Source organism: Streptomyces sp. NBC_00210 (genome assembly GCF_045160975.1).
Classification (GTDB): Bacteria; Actinomycetota; Actinomycetes; order Streptomycetales; family Streptomycetaceae; genus Streptomyces.
On record NZ_CP108120.1, the window covers coordinates 8468786 to 8487185 of the forward strand.

Consider the following 18400-nt stretch of genomic DNA (forward strand, 5'->3'; position numbering starts at 1 on the left):
CCGCGCGGCGTCCTCCGTGCGAGGTCCGGGGCCGGGCGAATCGTCTACACGACGGTCGCCCGGCCTCCGGCCCGTCCGGCCGGTCCTGGGCGTCACGATCCGATGGCCGCCCGGTTTCACGACAGGGTTGCGGCGAGCTCCGGGAAGTAGCCGGCCAGGAAACCCAGGTTCGTGGCACGCTCGAAGTTCGGGTGACTGCGGTGCTCCGGCAGACGGAGCAGTGCCTTGTGGCCGAAGTAGCCGCCGCCGTCTGTCTCCATCAGCCGGGTGGGCTCGCCGGTCCAGGCAGGGTCGGCTGCAGCGAGGGGCAGGCAGCGCTTGAACAGGTGGTGGCAGGCTTCCAAACCGCGGCGCAGCACCACGTGGTACGGGTCGTCCGGGCCGATCGGATAGTACTCGGCGGCCAGGGGTCGGCCCGTGTCGATGCCCTCGTCCACCCGGTGGAGTGTTGCGGCGAACTCCGGCTCGCCGCGCAGTATCGCGTACACCAGGGCCACCTCGGGCCGCCCCCGATAGGCAGGCAGCGGGCCATGGTGGACGTTGAGAATGCGCAGCCCGGTGGAGAGGACGGGAGCGCGGAAGATCATCCGGTTGTTGATCGACCAGACGAGGCCGTCCGTGCCGGCGGCGGCCAGTTCGGCGGCGACCGTGTTGATGTCCGCGGTGGCCAGGAAGGGCACGTCGGGCCGAGCCGTCCGCGCTTCGGCAGGGCCGCAGACCAGGTCCACGGCCAGACCGCGCTCCAGCGTGTGCTGTACGGCGCGCCACAGCAGCGCGCCCTCACCGACGAAGATCACGACGTGCTCCGCAGGGCGTCGACGGTCTCCACGACCCGGCCGAGTGTCAGATTCTCGCTCAGGGACCCGAGCCGGGCCAGGAACTGCTGCTCCATGGACTTGCCCAGCAGTTCGTCGCCGAGCGCGGCCAGCATCTCCAGGACGGCGAGAGAGTCGCCGCCCAGTGCATGGAAGTCGCAGGAGGCATCGAGGCGAGTGGCATCGCAGTGCAGGATGCGGGACCAGATCCCGGCGATCACCGCAGCAGTGCCGCGTTCCGGATCACGTCCGGTCCCGGCTGGCCTCGTGTCCGCAAGGTGTGCGGCATGCCCTTGGGGGACGGCTGGTCGCCCGGGCTCTACGGCTGCCTTCTCTGCTTCGTGTGCTTCGTCGAAAGGATTCGGCAGCGCGTTGCGGTCGGTCTTGCCGCTCGCCGTCTCCGGCAGCCCAGCCACCGCACACACCACAGAAGGCACCAGGTGGGACGGCAGCGAACGCTCCAACTCCGCCCGTACGGTTGCCTCGTCGATCCCCGCCGCACCCTCGGCGGGGACCACATAGGCACACAACGCCTGCGGGCCGGTGTGGTGCCTGCGGCGGGCGACCACGGCGGCCTGTGCGATGTCCGGCAGCGCGGTGAGCGCCGCCTCGACCTCGGCCGGCTCGACCCGGTGACCGCGGATCTTGACCTGAGCGTCGATCCGGCCCGCGTACTCGAGCTGCCCGTCCGGCAGCCGCTGCGTCAGGTCGCCGGTCCGGTAGGCGCGCCGGCCGTCCGAGAGGTAGACGAAGCGGTCGGCCGTCAGGTCGGGGCGGCCGAGGTAGCCACGGGCCAGTTGAACACCCGTCACATACAGCTCGCCCAACTCGCCGTCCCGGACTTCGTGCCGCTGCTCGTCGAGCACGGCGACGGAGGTGCGGTGCACCGGCACTCCGATCGGCGTGGACGCGCGTGAGGCGTCGTCACCGACGACGGCGACGGTACAGGCCACCGTCGCCTCGGTGGGGCCGTAGATATTGACGATCAGACAGTCGGGCCCGAACGACGCGCGTGCCCACTGGCCGCTGGCCGTGGTGAGGTTCTCGCCGCCGAGATGGAGCGCGCGGATGCCGGCCGGTCGGAGGCCGAGCCGGGCGGCCAGCTCGAGGTGGGTCGGGGTCAGCGCCAGGGTGTTGGCTCGCAGCCCCGAGAACATCTCACGCAGTTTGACGTGGTCGAGTTCGCCAGGCACGGGCACGAGGGCGCCACCGTGCAGCAGCGGCGGGAAGATCTGCATCATCGACAGGTCGAAGCCTGGCGAGAAGGAGTACGCGGCCCGGGTCTGCTCGTCGCACCGCAGGAAGGGGGCAATCCAGCCGACCACGTTGACGAGGCTCCGGTGCTCGATCTGGACGCCCTTGGGCTTGCCGGTGGAACCCGAGGTGTAGATGACGTACGCCAGATCGTCCGGTCCGGGAGCGGCAGCGGCGATTGCCGCCAGGGCGTACTCGTCGACTGTCGCGTCGTCGCTTGCGACGTCCTCGAGGAGCACCGTCGTGCAGTCGGCCCCCTCCGTACGGTCGGCCGAGGCCGCGTCCGTCAGACAGAAGCGGACCTGCGCGTCGTGCAGCAGCTCTTTGACCCGCTGCGCCGGATTGCGGATGTCCATCGGCAGGAAGGCGGCGCCCGCCTTGAGGACACCCCAGACCCCGGCCAGGCCGAGCGCCGAGCGGTCGGCCAGCACACCGACCACCTCGCCGCGCCCGACCCCCCGCGCCAGCAGTGCGGCCGCGACGGAGTCGGAGCGGCGGTCCAGATCCCCGTAGGACCAGGGGAGGTTGTCACCGATGACGGCGGGTGCGTCCGGCCGCCGGGCGGCCTGCGCCCGGAACAGCTGCACCACTGTGGTGTCCAGCGACGGAAGCCCGTCAGGTCCGGGTGTGAGCAGCCGGTCGACTGCGCCGGGCTCCCGGGGCGGTGCCACCGATGGCGCGTACGAGACCGGTACGGCCGTGCCCAGTGCGGTCTCGATCCGGTCCAGCAGCAGTTCGCAGCGCTCGCCGACGTCCGCGGCCCCGCGGGCGGAGACCACCAGTTCGGTGTGCTCGGGCAGTTCGAGCAGTGCGATGCTGACCGGAACCAGGGGGGCATGCACCGGCAGGGCGTACACGGTCGCCGCCGTGAACTCCCCGGCACTGAACTCCTCGAGCGCCAGCCGGCCGGCGTTGGACACGATTGCCGACGCCAGATAGCGGTGCCGGGCGTGCGAGGCGGCTCGCGAAGCCCCGAGCAGCGCTGCGGCCGCGGGCAGCGGCAGCCGGGCCAGCGCGGTCTCCGCCCCCGCCGCCAGTTCCTGGTGCCCGGCCAGGGCGTTGAGCAACCGCCGGTGCACCGCATCCGTGCCCTGGCCGGCCGGGACGTCGAGGAACACCGGCAGCGCCAGGTTGGCCGTCGACGAAACGGTGGGAGCGTGACGGCGCAGATCCACCGGGACCATGATGCGCGCGGAACCACCGACGGCCCCGGCCACCTCAGCGGCCACCTCAGCGGCCACCTTCGCGGCCAGCGCCGCGTGCCGGCCCGGCACCGTACGCCGCCGCCACACCGAACCGCTGCCCGCACGGCCGGCCAACGGCGAGCGCTGGTCGAGCCCGAGGCGGGGCCGCTGCCCCGTTCGGCCGAGCGCGTCCAGCAACTCGTAGTCGGCCAGGGAACCGGCGGCGCCGTGCAGCGGTTCACCCCGCAGAGCGCGGAAGACCTCGGCGGCCCAGATCGCTGTGCCTTTCAGGTCCATCACGGCGTGGGACGCGCGGAAGACCACGGTGCTGGGTTCGCCGGTGAGGAGCAGGACCTCGCAGCCGGAGCGCCCTTCGGCTTCGGCCAGCGGGCCGGTGAGCTCCGCCAGGCCGGTGAGCGTACTGCGGTCGAAAGCCCTTCCATCGGCGACCACGACCCTGGCCGGCAGTCCGCTGTCGACCCACATCCTGCCGCGGCGTACCAGGCGCGAGCCCGGGCAGGACGCCGAGGCCTGTGCGACGGCGCGGCTCAGGGCCAGGGCGTCGATCGCGCCGGTGCCCTCGACCACCAACTGGAGCACCAGCAGCTCACCAAGGCGGGTGGCGGCCAGATACGACCACTCGGTCGGGGAGACGGGCCGGCGGAAGTCGGTACGGCCCACGGGCCGGGCCTCAGGACCGCCTCCTGGACCGATGTCCGTGGCGGCATGCTGCGCGGTCATGGCTACTTCACCTTCCGGATGAACTCGTTGACGCCGCCGATGCTGTCGATCCAGGCCTCCAGCTGGGCCATCCCGGCCTCGTGGTCCACCCGCGGCGCCGTCAGATCCCGACGGGCCGCCGATATGTCGTACGTCGCCGAACGGGTCAGCAGAGCCAGCGAGTACCGGGAGAGCGGCGGCGAGGAGTTCTTGGCCAGCGGCGGCAGTTTCCAGACCATGTCCGCCGTGAAAGCGACTGCGCGCAGCAGGCTGTGGGAGACACGCTTGGTCGGAGGCTTGCCGCCGAACCGTTCGGCGAGGCCGGCGAGCGTGCTCCAGATCTCCACCGGCTGTCGGTCGGCTATGAAGTACGCCCTGCCGCCGACACCCTCGGCACGCGCCGCCCGCACACAGGCGTCGGCGGCGTTCTCGCAGTAGCACAGCGAGGCGTACACCGGCCTGCCCCCGGACAGGTCGGGCAGGCTGCCCGTCATCATCTTCGCGAGCAGCCGCGGCATGAAACCGGAGTGGTCACGCGGGCCCCACACGGCGCGTGGGCGCAGCGCGACGGTGGTGAAGTCCGCGCGGTCCGCGGCCAGCACCAGGCGCTCCGCGGCGGCCTTGGTCTCCGAGTAGAGATTGAGGTGGCGCGCGGGGAAGGGCTCGCTCTCGTCGATGTCGAGGCGGTCGCCGCCGTGGATGCTCATCAGCGCGCTCGGGCTGCTGATGAAGACGAAGCGTCGTGCCCCGGCTTCCTGGGCCGCCGACATGAGGCGCTGCGTGCCCGAGACGTTCTCGTCCCAGAACTGGGCGCGGGTACCCCTGTCGGTGACCCGGGCCGCGCTGTGGTGCACCGCATCGATCCCGTCCATCGCCCGCCGTACGGAGGCGGCGTCGCGCAGGTCGCCGTACGCGAACTCGACGCCTGCAACGGTGCGCAGATAGCTCAGGTCGCTCTCTTTGCGCACCAGCACCCGCACTTCGTCGCCGGCGCGTGCACAGGCGTCGACGATATGGCTGCCGAGGAACCCGGAGCCGCCTGTCACCAGGACCTTCACGCGGCAACACCCTTCGTCTTGCGGTTGCGGGGACGCCACCACGTAGCCCCGAAGAGCATCGTGAGCCCGGCTGTCGCCCACGGCTTGCGCCCGGTGGCGAGTTCCTGCTCCGCGCGCAGCGCGGACGGTATCTGGACCGCGTGGACGACGACGCTCAGGAAGGCGTCGAGCCACCACAGAGCCGTCAGCGCCACATGGTCCCAAGGGAGCAGCGGCCAGGCCGCCAGGTACGCCCACCCGAGCAGCGGGACGGTGCGCAGCGCCCGGTCGACCGCCGTCGGGCGGCGGCTTCCGGTGAGCTGGTCCTCGGCCCAGCCGGCCAGCAACTCCCGGCGGATCTTGGCGTTGTGGCGGATGTCGACGGGGAACGCGGGGTGCGGCAGGAAGTCCGCGATCGTCTTGGTCATGGGGTTGTTCGCGCCCAGTTCGCGCAACTCGCCCTCGATTTGGGGCCACTGCCGGCGGTCGGTGCCCGGCGCCAGCTCCACGCACAGCACCGGCCGCTGCTCGCCATGCGGGCCAAGGCCCACCAGCGCCGTGCGCTTCACCCGCGGGTGGGTGTTGAAGACGCCCTCGCAGCGCACCGTGTGCAGGTCGCCGTCGGCTGCGCGGACCCGGTGGCTCTTGCGACCGCAGAACCAGATCCGTCCCTCCCCGTCGATCCATCCGACATCACCGGTGCGGTGCCAACGACGTTCGCCGTCCTGGATCTTGTGCTCGGAGTCGGCCTGGGGCGTTTGGAAGTAGCGCGGGCTGACCGCCTCTCCGCTGACCACGATCTCGCCCATCTCACCGGCTGCCACCAGCAGTTTGGGGGTCCATCGGGGCACCGGCCCGTCGCTGACCTCGATGGTGCGCACCGTCGTGCCGGGTGCGGGCCGGCCGACACAGACACCCAGGCCCTCAGCCGGGCCGACGGCCGGCCCGGCCAGCGCTTCCCTGCTCTCCACCAGTGCTATCGGCAGCGCCTCGGTCGACCCGTAGGTGCTGAACACACGTGCCTCGTCGGGCAGTACGGCGCGCAGCGCGACCATCAGCTCGGGGCTCACCGGCGCCCCACCAGAGACGATCATGTGCAGCGACGGCACCCGGGCGCCGGTCGCCGCCAGATGAGCCGAGAGCGGACCCAGCAGCGCGGGGGAGGCGAACATGGCGTTCACGGAGAAGCGTTGGATCGCGTCGGTCAGCAGCGCCGGGTCGGCGGCGCCGACCCGGCCCATGTTCATCTTCGGCACCACGGCCGTGCGGCCCGCCGCGAGGTCGAACACGCCCATCAGAGGCAGGGTGACCAGGGTGCTTTTCATGTCGGCGGTGAAGTGGCCCCGCTCGACGCCGTACGCCATGCCCCGCAGCATGCCGACGGTGAGCTCGACCGGCTTGGCCGGGCCGGTACTGCCGGTGGTGTAACCGATCAGCGCGAGGTCGTCGGGCCCGGACTCCTCAGGAGGCAGCTGCGGCAGGCCCGCACCGAGCGAGGTCAGCTCCTCAAGCGCGGTGCCGCTCCCGCGTCCCACCTTGATCAGGCTCTGCACTCCGGCGAAGGCACGGGGGCGCAGCCGCCGCAGGATGTGTGCGGCCGGTACGCCGATGAATGCCTGGACACCCACCCGATGAAGGCAGTCCACCATGCGGCTCAGGCCCATGCCGGGATCGACCACCACGGGAACCGCGCCGACGTGCATCAACGCGAAGACCAGCGTGAGCAGGTCGACGCCCGGAGTCACCAGCAGGGCGGTACGGGTACCGCGGCGGATGCCGTGCTCTTCCAGTGCGGCGGCGCAGGCGGTGACCCGGGCCGCGAATTCGGCGTAGCCGACCGAGGCGTAGGCCGGTCGGCCGGCCGACTCCATCCGGTCGCCGTCCGGGTGGATGACGGCCGCCTTGTCGGGCGTACGGACGGCATGCCACGCGAGCAGTTCGGTCAGGAACGCGTCCATGGGCAGTGCGGTTGTGCTGCTGGGCATCAGCGCGCGGCTCCGTCGCTGTCGTCGGCCAGGTGGTACAGGGAGGCTGCCGAACTCAGCCCGGCGCCGACGGCGAGGAAGAGGATCCGGTCGAAGCCCTCGAGCCTGCCCGCCTCTTGTGCCTGCCGGAAGCCGTAGGTGAGTGCCGAGGTGTGCGGGTCGCCCTGCACCCCTTCGACGGTGACGGCGGCATCGGATGCCACCCCCAGGCGCTTGGCGAGCTCGGCGGGGAAGTCGGGCGACGGCTGCGAGGTGATCAGCAGCGTGCGGTCGAGGAACGCTGCCGCTGCTTCGGCGTCGGTGCCCTCCTCGGCCGCGAGGCAGCCGAGTACGGAGTCGACGGCCAGGTCGAGCAACTGCTCCAGGACGCCGCCGTCGCGGTCGACGACGATGGTGTTGCGGCCCTCGGAGCCGGCCTCGTACAGCGGCACATACCCGTTGACGCCATGTGCCCCCGGCGCTGACCGGTGGTGCACCCGGCCGAAGCCACGGGCGTCGTCGGTGCGTTCCAGCAGGAATGCCGCGCCGGTGCTCGCGTACGGGAACTCGGCAGTGCCCGCCCTGGAGGGGTCCATCGAGGGATGCGTGTCGGCGGAGACCACCAACACCCGGCGGGCGCTGCCGGTTGCCAGCAGGGCACTGGCCGCCTGGACCGCGTTGAGCACGCCGCAGGCGCCGTTCATGAGGTCGAACGAGAACGCGGCCCGCCGGTCGGGGTCGTGCAGGTAGTCCAGGTTGATGCCGATGCGCTTTTGGATGAGCGCGGCGACGGACGGTTCGGAGATGTTGTGGTCGCGGTAGACGCCGACGTTGATCAGGACGTCGACGTCCGCGGCGGTGAGCCCGGCTTGTTGCAGACAGGCGTTGCCGGCCGATGCCGCGTAGCCGATCGCGCTGCCGGTGTCGTCGGCCGGGCTGAGCGCGGTGGAAGTGATGACGGTGGCCATGGTCATACCTCCAGGGAGGAGACGGTCGCGGACAGGAAACCGGTCACCACACCCGAGGCTGCGGGCACCAGAAGGACCTTCGATCCCTTGGGTATTCGGCTTTCCGCGAGAGCCTGGTGCAGTACCAAGTAGTGGGAGGTTGTCGCGGTGTTGGCGAACTTCTCGACGACCGAGAGCGTCTGCGGCATCGGTGTCTCGAAGATGCTCGCGCCCACGTGGTTCATGAAGTCGATGAACCGGCTGCCGACCTGGTGCTGGACGACGAAGTCGTATTCCTCGTCGGCGAATTGGCGACCGCCTTCGGTCAGCTTGTCGCGGTGGAAGGTCGGCCACAGCGAGAGCCTGTCCTCGGCGTGCATCTCTTTGTTGTTCGTGTACATGGCCAGATCGCCGGTGTCGTCGCTGGGCATGCCCAGGCACAGGTGCGAGTACTCCGAGCAGGTCATCAACTCGATGTCGTGGATCACGTCCGCTTCGTCGGTGGCGCGATCGACCAGCACGGCTACGGCCGAGTCGCCCACGGAGAGAGACGCGAACTGGGGGTCCCGGCTGTCCTCCATCTCGCGCGCGGCAGTGAAGGCGATCGGGGTGATGTGCTCCCCACTGAGCACCAGGCCGTTGCGCACCTCGCCGGACCGGATCATCCGGTCGAGCAGATAGACGCCGGTCATCATGCCCGCGCAGGCGTTGGAGACATCGAAGTGAATGGCGGAGGTCGCGCCGATCTCCTTGGCGATGCGATGGGCGAACGACGGCTCGAACTGGTGCCGTCGGCCGTCCGTCGTGCGGCTGATGGAGCAGGAAATCACGACGTCGATCTCATCGGGGGAGTAGCGCGAGCGATCCAGACAGTCGCGGGCTGCCGAGACAGCCATCGTGAGGCAGTCCTCGGGAATGTCGGCAGTGTCGTCCGCGACGCGGCGCTCGGCCATTCCCGTAATCTTGAAGAGGTCGAATTCCGGAACTTTCTCCATGCGAGTGAGGAGTTCCGGAGTACTCATAACGGCCGAGGGAAGGTATGCCCCGATGGACTCTAAACGACTGTTGTTCACAAACCTCTCCCGGTGATTCATCATTCACGTGGCGCACTGACGGGGTGACAACCTCGATGAATTTCCGGTTTCACCGCAGGGCCGACCTGGTCATGGTTCGTGAAATGCCCTGACGTCGGCGCGCCGCCCGACGACGTTAGCGCACTGGTCAGCGGGGTCTGACATCGTGAGCCTGTGATGATCGCCACTCGTCGGTTATGGAGGGTTGCCGAGTGTGATGGCCAAAAATCAGCGGTCAATATTGCGAGAGGGTGTCGTGGTGCGCGGCGCGAAATGTCGGGAGGGTAGGAGAGATGGGACCCTGCCTCGGCGAAATCGCGCCGGAGCGGCGATGCTCGCCTCGCCGAGGCTGCCGGACGGGGGGCCGGAACTCGTGTTTCGGGACCGTTGCTTGTGCACATTCCGTGCGATGTGTCTGGCCGGATCTCGAGCGTACGAATGTAGCGCTCTGCCCATTTCCGCCCGTGAGCTCAACGCATGGCTGACCGTCCATCCGCTCGGGTAGCCGGAGATTGCGAGAGCCGCCCCCCGGAACCGGCCGCAGAGGCAAGCGGCCTACAACGCGGCGCGCACCGTTGCTGGTCATGCCTCTACTGTGGGCCGCTTTGCGGGGACCAACCAGGCCGCCGTCCGCCCAGGTGAAGGGCTCCCGGGTGCTGCACACCCACCTTCCCGGTGCTCAGGCGGTTGCCTCGGTGGCGCTCTGGGCGGCGGAGAGGATGTGGTCGCGGGAGTCGGCCACCTCGGCGCGCAGCTCGGCGAGGTCGACCTCCAGCACGCGGCCGTTGAACTTGCGGACCTGGCCGGCGATCAGGACAGTGTCGATGTTGCGGGCGTCGGAGCCCAGGACGATGGTGCCGATCGGGTCGTTGAGCGGCATGTTGTTGATCTCCTCGGCGGTGACCACCAGCAGGTCGGCCTGCTTGCCCGGGGTCAGCGAGCCGGTCACGCCGCCCAGGCCGTTGGTGCGGGCGCCCTGAAGCGTGGCGAAGTCCAGTACGTCGGCGGTGCCGATGCGTACCGGCTCACGGTCGGTGCCGTAGACGCTGTTGACGGCGCGCATGCGCTGGATGGCGTGCAGGGCCCGCATCTGGGTGAACATGTCGCTGGCCAGGGCGACTTCGACGTCGATACTCAGGCCCGGGCGGACGCCGGCGGACAAAGCCTCGTCCACGGCGGGGATCGCGCTCTCCAGGCCGATCTGGGCGTCGGAGGTGGGGGCCAGGGCGATGGTGGTGCCGCTGGCGCCGATGGCGCGCCAGGCCTCGGTGGTCAGCCCGGTGGAGTGGATCAGGGTGAGGTCCGGGCCCAGCATGCCCTGCCGCTCCCAGTCCAGGATGGCTTGCGAGGAGGAGGCGCCGAAGACCGCGTCCACGCTGACGCCGATGCCCGACTCCTCGGCGAAGCGGGCGAGTTCGGGGCCGTACGCGAGGTCGGGTCCGGCGATCTCGTCGGTGGCGAGGGTCGCCAGGCGGAAGGTCAGCAGCTCGTTGCCGTACTCCTTCTGGAGACGGCCGATATCGGCCGGCCACTGGTGGTCCCAGGCGCCGAAGTGCGGGCCCATGGCGGCATGGACGCCGCGGATGCCGGTGTCCAGCAGGGCCCGGACCGCGGCGTCGGAGTGGGCGGTGGTACGGGAGTTGTGGGAGAAGTCCAGCATGGTGGTGATGCCGGAGTCGATGGCGGTGAGCGCCGCCAGCTTCGTCCCGGTGTACATGTCCTGGGGCCGGTAGACCGGGGCACAGCCGAGGAGGGTGGTGGAGACGTAGGCGCCGAGGTCGTCGACGTCCGGCATGATCCGGCGCAGCTGGGCCTCCCATGCGTGGCGGTGGGTGTCCACGAAGCCGGGGGTGAGGATGGTGCCGGCGGCATCGATGAGGACGGCGCCGTCGGCAGCCCCCTGAGCACGCAGGTCGGTGCCGACGGCGGCGATGGTGGTGCCCTGGACGAGTACGTCGCCGACCGGAAGGGTGCCGAGCGCGGGGTCCATGGTGACGACGGTTGCGCCGGTGAACAGGATGCGGCGGTCCGGGTCGGCGGCGGCCCGGCGCAGTTGATCGAGGACAGCCTGGCGCGGGGTGTGGTCGAGGTTCATGGTCTTCGTCCGTTCACGGGTCGGGACGGCGCCTTTGGTCGGGGCGTCCGGTGAGATCAGCCTCCGGCGGCGCGGGAGCGGCAACCAGGCCGCCGTTCACCCGGGTGTGCGGCACCCCCGCCGGGATCAGCCTGGGGAATTGATTGCCAATGCCGGGCAACTCGTCCACGATGCAAAGGAGTTGGGGCTGAAGTAAGAGCCCAAGCCCCCGTGTCAGGCCCTCGCACACGAACTGAGATCCACCGAAAAGCCGACCGGCAGGTACCCCACTTGAGTGAACGTGCTGGCTACCCGTCAGACCGGGATCCTAAAGTACCCAATTAGGCTAATCAGGTCCTTCGGCCGGGTGGCGTACGCCTTCGGCGGAGGTCTGCTTCGCAATCACAGGGCCCGCGGGTGCGGGCCACCCGTGTACCCGCATGTCGGGAGCGAGGAGGGCACGCCATGCCAGACGAGGCACTTCTTGCGGTGAAGGAACGCGCCGCCGACGTGCTCATGCAGATCCCCGGTGTCACCGGCGTCGGCATCGGCGGGCGGGAACGCAATGGCAGCCCCACCGGCGAGCTTGTCCTCAAGGTCTTCGTCCAGCACAAACGTCCGCTCGCCGAGCTCACCTCCGGCGAGACCCTGCCCGCCCGGTTCGAGGGCATCGGCATCGACGTCAGCGAACTCGGCATCGGCCGGCTGGAGACCGCACCCCCGATCGAGGAGGCCACGCCGGGCACGGTCCCCGGGTCGCCGCTGACCTCCGACCACGACACCGACGACGAGCGCTACCGGTCGCTCATCGGCGGAAGCCGGGTGCAGAGCGACATGTCCGGCGTCGGCTTCGGCACCCTGGGCTGCTTCCTGCTGCACGGGACCGACCCGAACAAGGTGTACGCGATCACCAACTACCACGTGATCGTGGGCGGGGGGCAGAACCGCCCGCCCGCCGTCGCGGGGAGCACCCGGGTGGGGCAGTCCAAGGCGGCCTCCAGTCCCACCAAGTGCTGCTCCCACATGATCGGCACGTTCGTGGGCGGTGGCCGCGACAGCGTGAGGGACGCGGCGCTGATCCAGCTCGACGCGGGGATGGAGTACCGCACGGAGCTCATCGGCATCGGAGTGATCACCGGTACGCACACGATCACCCAGCAGGAGGCGCAGACCCAGCGGTACGCCGTACGCAAGCGAGGCGCCCGGACCCGGCTGACCGGTGGTGTGGTCGAGGCCATCAACACGACGCACACCACCTCCGACGGGTTCACCAGGACCAACATCACCGTGGTCAAGCCCAACCCCAACATCGCCGTGCCCGCGGGCCAGTCGCTGTATTTCTCCGACGCGGGCGACTCCGGCAGCGTGCTGGTCAACGACCAGGGCCAGGCCGTGACGCTGCACTTCGCGGGCAACTTCGTGGCCGCGCAGAAGATGAACAAGGGCCTCGAGCTGCCCATCGAGCAGATCATCGCGACGTTCCTGGCGGAGGGGTTCGCGATCAGGATGGCCACCGGCACCACAACCGGGGTGGTTTTCACGGTCCCCGGCGCCACCACCGTCGCCCTGCCCCAGGAACTCGTCCCGGCGCTGGCCGGGTTACCCGCAGGCGAGAGCGTACGGGTGCCGGTGGAGGCAGCATGGCTGCCCGGAGTACCACTGCCAACGACGCATCTGCTCGCGGGGCTTGAGCAGCAGCTCGACTCCACGCGGGCAGGGCGCCGGCTCATCACCCTGTGGCTGAGGCATGGCAGCGAGCTGATCGCGCTGCTGGAGAGCCACCGCAGGGTGGCCCTGGTCTGGCACCGCTGCGGTGGGCCCGCGCTGATGCAGATGTTCTTCCGGATGACCGCCGATCACACGCTGGCGATGCCGCAGACGATAAACGGCAGGCCGCTGTCTGAGGCCCTCTACCGGATCGCCGACGCCTTCGCGCCGTACGCGAGCCCCGGTCTGCGGCAGGACCTGGCGGAGGCCCGGGCAGCACTGCCCGACCTGGGCGGAATGACGTATCCGCAGGTTCTGACCGCGTTTCGGCTCGAGTAGGGGGTCGGCGATGGCACCGAGCGAATCGGAATCGAAATACGCCGACGAATTGATCAGCGTGGTGTCGGGGCGCAAAGGGCCGTCGCTCCGCACGGATCTGGAACGCGCACGCCGGGCTCTGCCCGATCTCGGTCGGCGCACGTCACCGGCGTTCGCGCTCGGTCCGGACAAGGGGGTACCCGCTCATGAGTGACGCATCCGATCGCGAGGCCATCGCCCAAGTGGCGAGGGTCAAGGAGGAGTCCACCGCGTGGCTGCTCTCGCTGCCGGGCGTGAATCTGGTCGCCATCGGCGGCAAGGAGACCGACGGCCGACCGACCGGCGAACTGGCCGTCCAGGTCTATGTCGATGCCAAGCTCCCACTTTCGGAAATCCCACCGGAGCAGCGGATCCCCGAGGAGATCGACGGCGTCAAGACCGATGTCTACGTCGGCGGGGACATGGTGCCCCTCGTCGCGGACGGTGCGCTCCTCCCCGAGGACGTGAAGTTCGACGAGTCCCGCAACCGGCCGGTGATCGGCGGGTCGCTCATCTTGATGCCGGGGAGTAAGTACGTCGGGACGCTCGGCTGCTTCGTCTCCGACCCCGCCGACATCAACATTGCGTACGGGCTCACGTGTGGTCACGTGATCTTCTCCCCGGATATCTCGCCGCCCACGTCGGGCTTCACGAAGGTGGGCCAGCCGTCGGCCGGAGGCTCGAGCGGTTGCTGCGAGGACACCATCGGGAAGTACGTGGGTGGGCTCGAGCACAAGCCGGACCGCGACGAAGCCCTGATCGCGCTCTCGCCCGGCATGAAGTTTCTCTGCGAAATCGCCGACATCGGCTTCGTCACCGGCATCCACGACATCACACTTGCCGAGGCCAAAACGCAGTCGTTCCCTGTACGGAAGCGGGGCGGGCGCACGCGACTCACCGGCGGGGTCGTCATCGGGTTGGGGGCCACTGGTCCCGATGTCGAGAACCTGCTGGTCATCCGCCCGAACACAAACCCGGCGGCGACGTCGGGAAGCGTCGTGTTCTTCGCCGCCGAGGGCGACTCGGGGTCGGCGCTGGTGGACGACACGGCAGTGGGGTCCTGCCAGGTGACGGGGATCGTCCGCAGCCGAGACAAGACCAACGCCGAGCGGGTGGCCGAGGGGAAGCCGCCGCGGGACCTGACGCCGGACGGGGTTGAACTGGTGCCCGCGTACGCGATGCCTGTCACAAAGGCGCTGAAGCGGCTGAAGGACATCGAGAACATTCAGACGGTGATCTCCACGGCTTCCGCGCCCGACCAGGTGCACACGGTGCCCGGCGGCAGCACCGTCGCCGTACCGGCCGAGGTCGCCCAGCGGATCACCGCGGAGCCCGCCGCCCGCGCCGCGTTCACAGGTGACGGCGACGGCGAGGGCGGCCTGAGGGCTCCGGTCGCCAGCGCATGGTTCGCCGAGGGCCGCCCGCCCGAGGAGGGCCTCGCAACGCTGCGGGCGGGGCTGGAGGCTTCCGACGCGGGGCGGGTCCTGATCGCCTTCTGGCGAGACCATCAGCAGGAGGTGAACGGGCTGATCCGCCGGGATCGCCGGGTAGCCCTCGTCTGGCACCGCCGTGGCGGCGCCGCGCTGCTTCAGCTGCTCATGCACATGGTGAGCCGCGCCGAGTTGGCGCTGCCCGAGACCATCGACGGCCGCCCACTGCTCGAGTGCGCCGACGAGCTCGCCGCTGTCCTCTCTGCTCGTGGGACTCCCGCGCTCCGCACCGACCTGGAACGCGTACGCCGAGTCCTTCCTGACATCGGCGGGCGCACCCTGGAAGAGATCATCTTCGCGCTCGGCGCAGTACGACAGGAGGTCGGTGGCGATGGCTGAGGCCGCGGGAAGCATCGAGCGCGTCGCCACCGAGCTCGCCGGGGTGTTCACCCGGATCACGAACAAACTCGGCGACGATTCCGCGATCGACACGTTCGAGCAGCTCGGGGTGCACTTCCCCGACGAGTTTCTGACCGAGCCGACGATCAGCGCCGCCCGGCTCACCGTGTACGGGTGCGGGGCCGAGCTCCGGCCGCTCACCCAGCAGTTGGCCGCCGCGATCTCCTCCGGCGACCAGGCTGCGGTCGCCGGTGCCTCGTTCGCTCTGATCACCCAGTTCGGGCGGGTGGTTGAGGCGCTGCCCGAGCTGGCGAACGCACTGGCCACGGCGGGCCCGACGCTGCCCGGCATCACCGCGGCGCAGATCGCCGAGCTGAACGAGAATCTGCCGCGCAAGATCGTCGACCTGCTGGTGGCCGACATCCTTCAGCTCTCCGCTCCGGCGTCGGCGCTGTTACTGGTCTTCGGGATCCTCGAGCGCACCTTCGTACCCGGCGACGCCACGAACCCGTCGAAGCCCCCGTACGAGCGGGTCTCGGTTCATCTGGACCGGATTCTGCCCGCGCTCACCAACCCGGTAGGGCACCTCGGCACCCTGTACGGCTGGGGCACTGACCACTTCGACGCGGGCCGGCTGCTCCTGGTGATCGAGGCGATGGTCGCGGGCCTGGGACTGCCCGTCCTGTTCACCCCCGGTACCGCCACCGAGCCTCCCCGGCTGCAGATCTTCGCCTTCGACCTGGAGCCCACCGCCGACGGCTCCGGGCTCAAGGTCGCCGTCATGCTGCGCGGCGCACTGACCACCACCTTCACCTTCCCCGTCTCGCCGCCCACCTGGAACGCGGAGATCGGCCTCTCCGGCACGCTGCCCGCCGGCGCGTCCGGCGAGCTGCGACCCCCGCTGGACATCGAACTGACTCCGCCCGCCGGCCCGTTCGAGGCGTCCATCACCGCAGGGCTGAAGGCCACGCCGCCCACCCCGTTCCTGCTGCTCGGTACCGCGGGCGGCAGTCGGCTGGAGTTCGCCGGGCTGAGCGCCACCGGCGGGATGAAGCTGACGTTCGACCCCGGTACCGGCAAGGCCGGTGGCGGGCCCATCGCCGAGGGCGAGGTCACCGGCGGCAAGCTGATCATCGACACCGCCGGCGGAGACGGCTTCATCTCCACGCTGCTCGGCCAACTGCACCTGGAGAGCCGGTTCGACGTCGGGTTCTCCTTCACGCCGGAGCAGGGGCTGCGCTTCCACGGCAGCGGCGGACTTGAGATCCAGGTTCCGGTGCACGTCGAGCTCGGCCCGGTGCAGCTCCAGGCGATCTATCTGCTCGCCACGATCGAGGCAGGGAAGCTGCCGATCGAGCTGTCCGCGGGCCTCACCGCGAAGCTCGGCCCGATCTCCGCAGCGGTGGACCGGATCGGGGTCCGCGCCGACCTGAGCTTCCCGGGGAACGGTGGCAACCTCGGCCCCGCCGACCTGGTCTTCGCCTTCAAGCCGCCGACCGGCGTCGGTCTGTCGCTCGACGCCGGTGTCGTCACCGGCGGCGGGTACCTGTTCGCCGACCCCGACCGCGGCGAGTACGCGGGCGTGCTGCAACTGGAGTTCGCGAAGTTCCTCGCGGTGAAGGCGATCGGCCTGATCACCACCCGCATGCCGGACGGCTCGTCGGGCTTCTCGCTACTGCTCGTGCTCACCGCCGAGTTCGGCGGCGGCGGGCTGCAGCTCGGCTACGGGTTCAAGCTGATCGGGGTCGGCGGCATCATCGGCCTCAACCGCACGATGCGGCTCGACGCGCTGATGGAGGGCGTACGGACCGGCGCCATCGAGTCGGTGATGTTCCCGCGCGACATCGTGGCGAACGCTCCGCGCATCCTGAGCGACCTGAGGGCGTTCTTCCCGCCGCAGGAGGGCACCTTCCTGATCGGCCCGATGGCCAAGCTCGGCTGGGGCACGCCGACATTGGTCAGCGTCTCCCTCGGGGTGATCATCGAGATCCCCGGCAATATCGCGATCGTCGGCGTGCTCAAGGTGGCGCTGCCCACCGAGGAACTGCCGCTGCTGATCCTGCAGGTCAACTTCGCCGGCGCCATCGAATTCGACAGGAAGCGGATCTTCTTCTTCGCCTCGCTGTTCGGCTCCCGGGTGCTGACCATGTCCATCAACGGCGAGATGGGCCTGCTCGTCGCCTACGGCGCGGATCCCAACTTCGTGCTCAGCGTCGGCGGCTTCCATCCGTCGTTCGCGCCGCCGCCGCTGCCCTTCCCCAGCCCGCGCCGAGTGTCGGTGGACGTACTCAACAGCGGCATCGGGCGCATCACGATCTCCGGCTACTTCGCCGTCACGAGCAACACGGCGCAGTTCGGCGCGCAGGCCGACCTGTTCTTCGGGTTCGGCGGGTTCGGCATCGAGGGCCACATCGGGTTCGATGCCCTGTTCCAGTTCTCGCCGTTCATGTTCATCATCGAGGTGCACGCCTCGGTGTCGCTCAAGGCGTTCGGCGTCGGGGTGTTCTCGATCTCGCTGCGGTTCGCCCTGTCCGGCCCCACTCCATGGCGGGCCAGGGGCACCGGCTCGATCTCGTTCTTCTTCTTCGAGATCTCCGCCGACTTCGACATCACCTGGGGCGAGGAGCGCGACACCGTGCTGCCGCCGGTGAACGTCATGCCGCTGCTCGCAGCCGAGTTGCTCAAGCCGGAAGGCTGGCAGGCCAGGCCGCCCGCCGGGGGTGCGCCGCTGGTCACGCTGCGCGCGCTGCCCGAGGCCGAGTCGGAGCTCGTGCTTCACCCGCTCGGCACGTTGTTCGTACGTCAACGCGCCGTGCCGCTGGACATCCAGGTCGACAAGGTCGGCTCGGAGGCCGCGGCCGACGTCTCGAAGCTGGCGGTGAGCCCGGCGGGCACGGGGCTGACCAAGCTGTCCGACGCGGAGGAGATGTTCGCGCTCGCGCAGTTCCAGAACATGGACGACGCGGCCAAGCTGGCGCGCCGGGCCTTCGAGCGGCAGCACGCCGGGCTGGAGTTGAGCCCGGACGGTGTGGCGATGGCGTCGCAGCGCGCGGTGCGCCGCAGCGCCCGGTACGAGCAGAGCGTCATCGACACGATCACCCCGCCGGACAAGCCGTCCGAGTCGTTCGTGAACTACAACGGCACCCTGTTCAACCACTTCATGGCCGGATCGAGCGTGGCACGCTCGCCCCTGGCCGCCGCCCAGCGGACGCTGCGCGAACCCGCGGGCCAGCGGCTCACCGTCACCGGAGACTCGTACGTGGTCGCGCGAACGCTGAACAACCGCCGCCTCAGCGGCCCGTTCACCAGCCAGGCCCTGGCCGCCCAGGATCTGGCCGACCGCGTGGCCGACGCCCCCTCACTGGACGGCACCCTGCACGTCATCCCCGCCTCGGAGGCCCTGTCATGAGCGCGGAGCGACCCGAACGCAGCGAGCCGA

10 protein-coding genes are annotated in these 18400 nt (G+C 69.9%); 3 read left to right on the top strand and 7 right to left on the bottom strand.

Annotated features, from left to right (window positions below; translation table 11 throughout):
• Positions 1 to 116 precede the first annotated feature (116 nt).
• The 7 genes from OG729_RS38030 to OG729_RS38060 form a co-directional block, all read right to left on the bottom strand.
• A complete protein-coding gene (locus OG729_RS38030) occupies positions 117 to 797 on the bottom strand; it encodes a formyltransferase family protein (protein ID WP_360875156.1) in 681 nt (226 codons plus the stop codon).
• Complete coding sequence (locus OG729_RS38035) at positions 794 to 3994, bottom strand: non-ribosomal peptide synthetase (RefSeq protein ID WP_405810674.1); 3201 nt, start codon at positions 3992 to 3994, stop codon at positions 794 to 796. Before OG729_RS38035 ends, OG729_RS38030 begins: the two co-directional genes overlap by 4 nt.
• Before the next feature lie 2 nt (positions 3995 to 3996).
• Positions 3997 to 5031, bottom strand: coding sequence for an NAD-dependent epimerase/dehydratase family protein (locus tag OG729_RS38040; protein ID WP_405810675.1), 1035 nt, complete (start codon positions 5029 to 5031; stop codon positions 3997 to 3999).
• Positions 5028 to 6995: a fatty acid CoA ligase family protein gene (locus tag OG729_RS38045; protein ID WP_405810676.1), complete on the bottom strand. Its 1968-nt coding sequence runs from the start codon at positions 6993 to 6995 to the stop codon at positions 5028 to 5030. Before OG729_RS38045 ends, OG729_RS38040 begins: the two co-directional genes overlap by 4 nt.
• A complete protein-coding gene (locus OG729_RS38050) occupies positions 6995 to 7942 on the bottom strand; it encodes a hypothetical protein (RefSeq protein WP_405810677.1) in 948 nt (315 codons plus the stop codon). Before OG729_RS38050 ends, OG729_RS38045 begins: the two co-directional genes overlap by 1 nt.
• A 2-nt stretch (positions 7943 to 7944) precedes the next feature.
• Positions 7945 to 8874: a 3-oxoacyl-ACP synthase III family protein gene (locus OG729_RS38055; protein WP_405810678.1), complete on the bottom strand. Its 930-nt coding sequence runs from the start codon at positions 8872 to 8874 to the stop codon at positions 7945 to 7947.
• Between the two features lie 799 nt (positions 8875 to 9673).
• Positions 9674 to 11089: an amidohydrolase family protein gene (locus tag OG729_RS38060; protein WP_405810680.1), complete on the bottom strand. Its 1416-nt coding sequence runs from the start codon at positions 11087 to 11089 to the stop codon at positions 9674 to 9676.
• Positions 11090 to 11533: 444 nt separating this feature from the next.
• On the opposite strand from OG729_RS38060, the gene OG729_RS38065 reads away from it, so the two are divergent.
• From OG729_RS38065 to OG729_RS38075, 3 genes are all read left to right on the top strand, one after another.
• Positions 11534 to 13114 carry a hypothetical protein gene (locus OG729_RS38065; protein ID WP_405810682.1) on the top strand — a complete coding sequence of 527 codons (1581 nt, stop codon included), beginning with the start codon at positions 11534 to 11536 and terminating at the stop codon, positions 13112 to 13114.
• A gap of 185 nt (positions 13115 to 13299) precedes the next feature.
• On the top strand, positions 13300 to 14961 hold the full coding sequence (locus tag OG729_RS38070; protein WP_405810683.1) for a hypothetical protein: 1662 nt from the start codon (positions 13300 to 13302) through the stop codon (positions 14959 to 14961).
• Positions 14954 to 18370, top strand: a complete 3417-nt coding sequence (locus OG729_RS38075) for a DUF6603 domain-containing protein (RefSeq protein ID WP_405810685.1) — start codon at positions 14954 to 14956, stop codon at positions 18368 to 18370. The genes OG729_RS38070 and OG729_RS38075 overlap by 8 nt, the downstream gene beginning before the upstream one ends.
• The last annotated feature ends 30 nt before the right edge of the window (positions 18371 to 18400 follow it).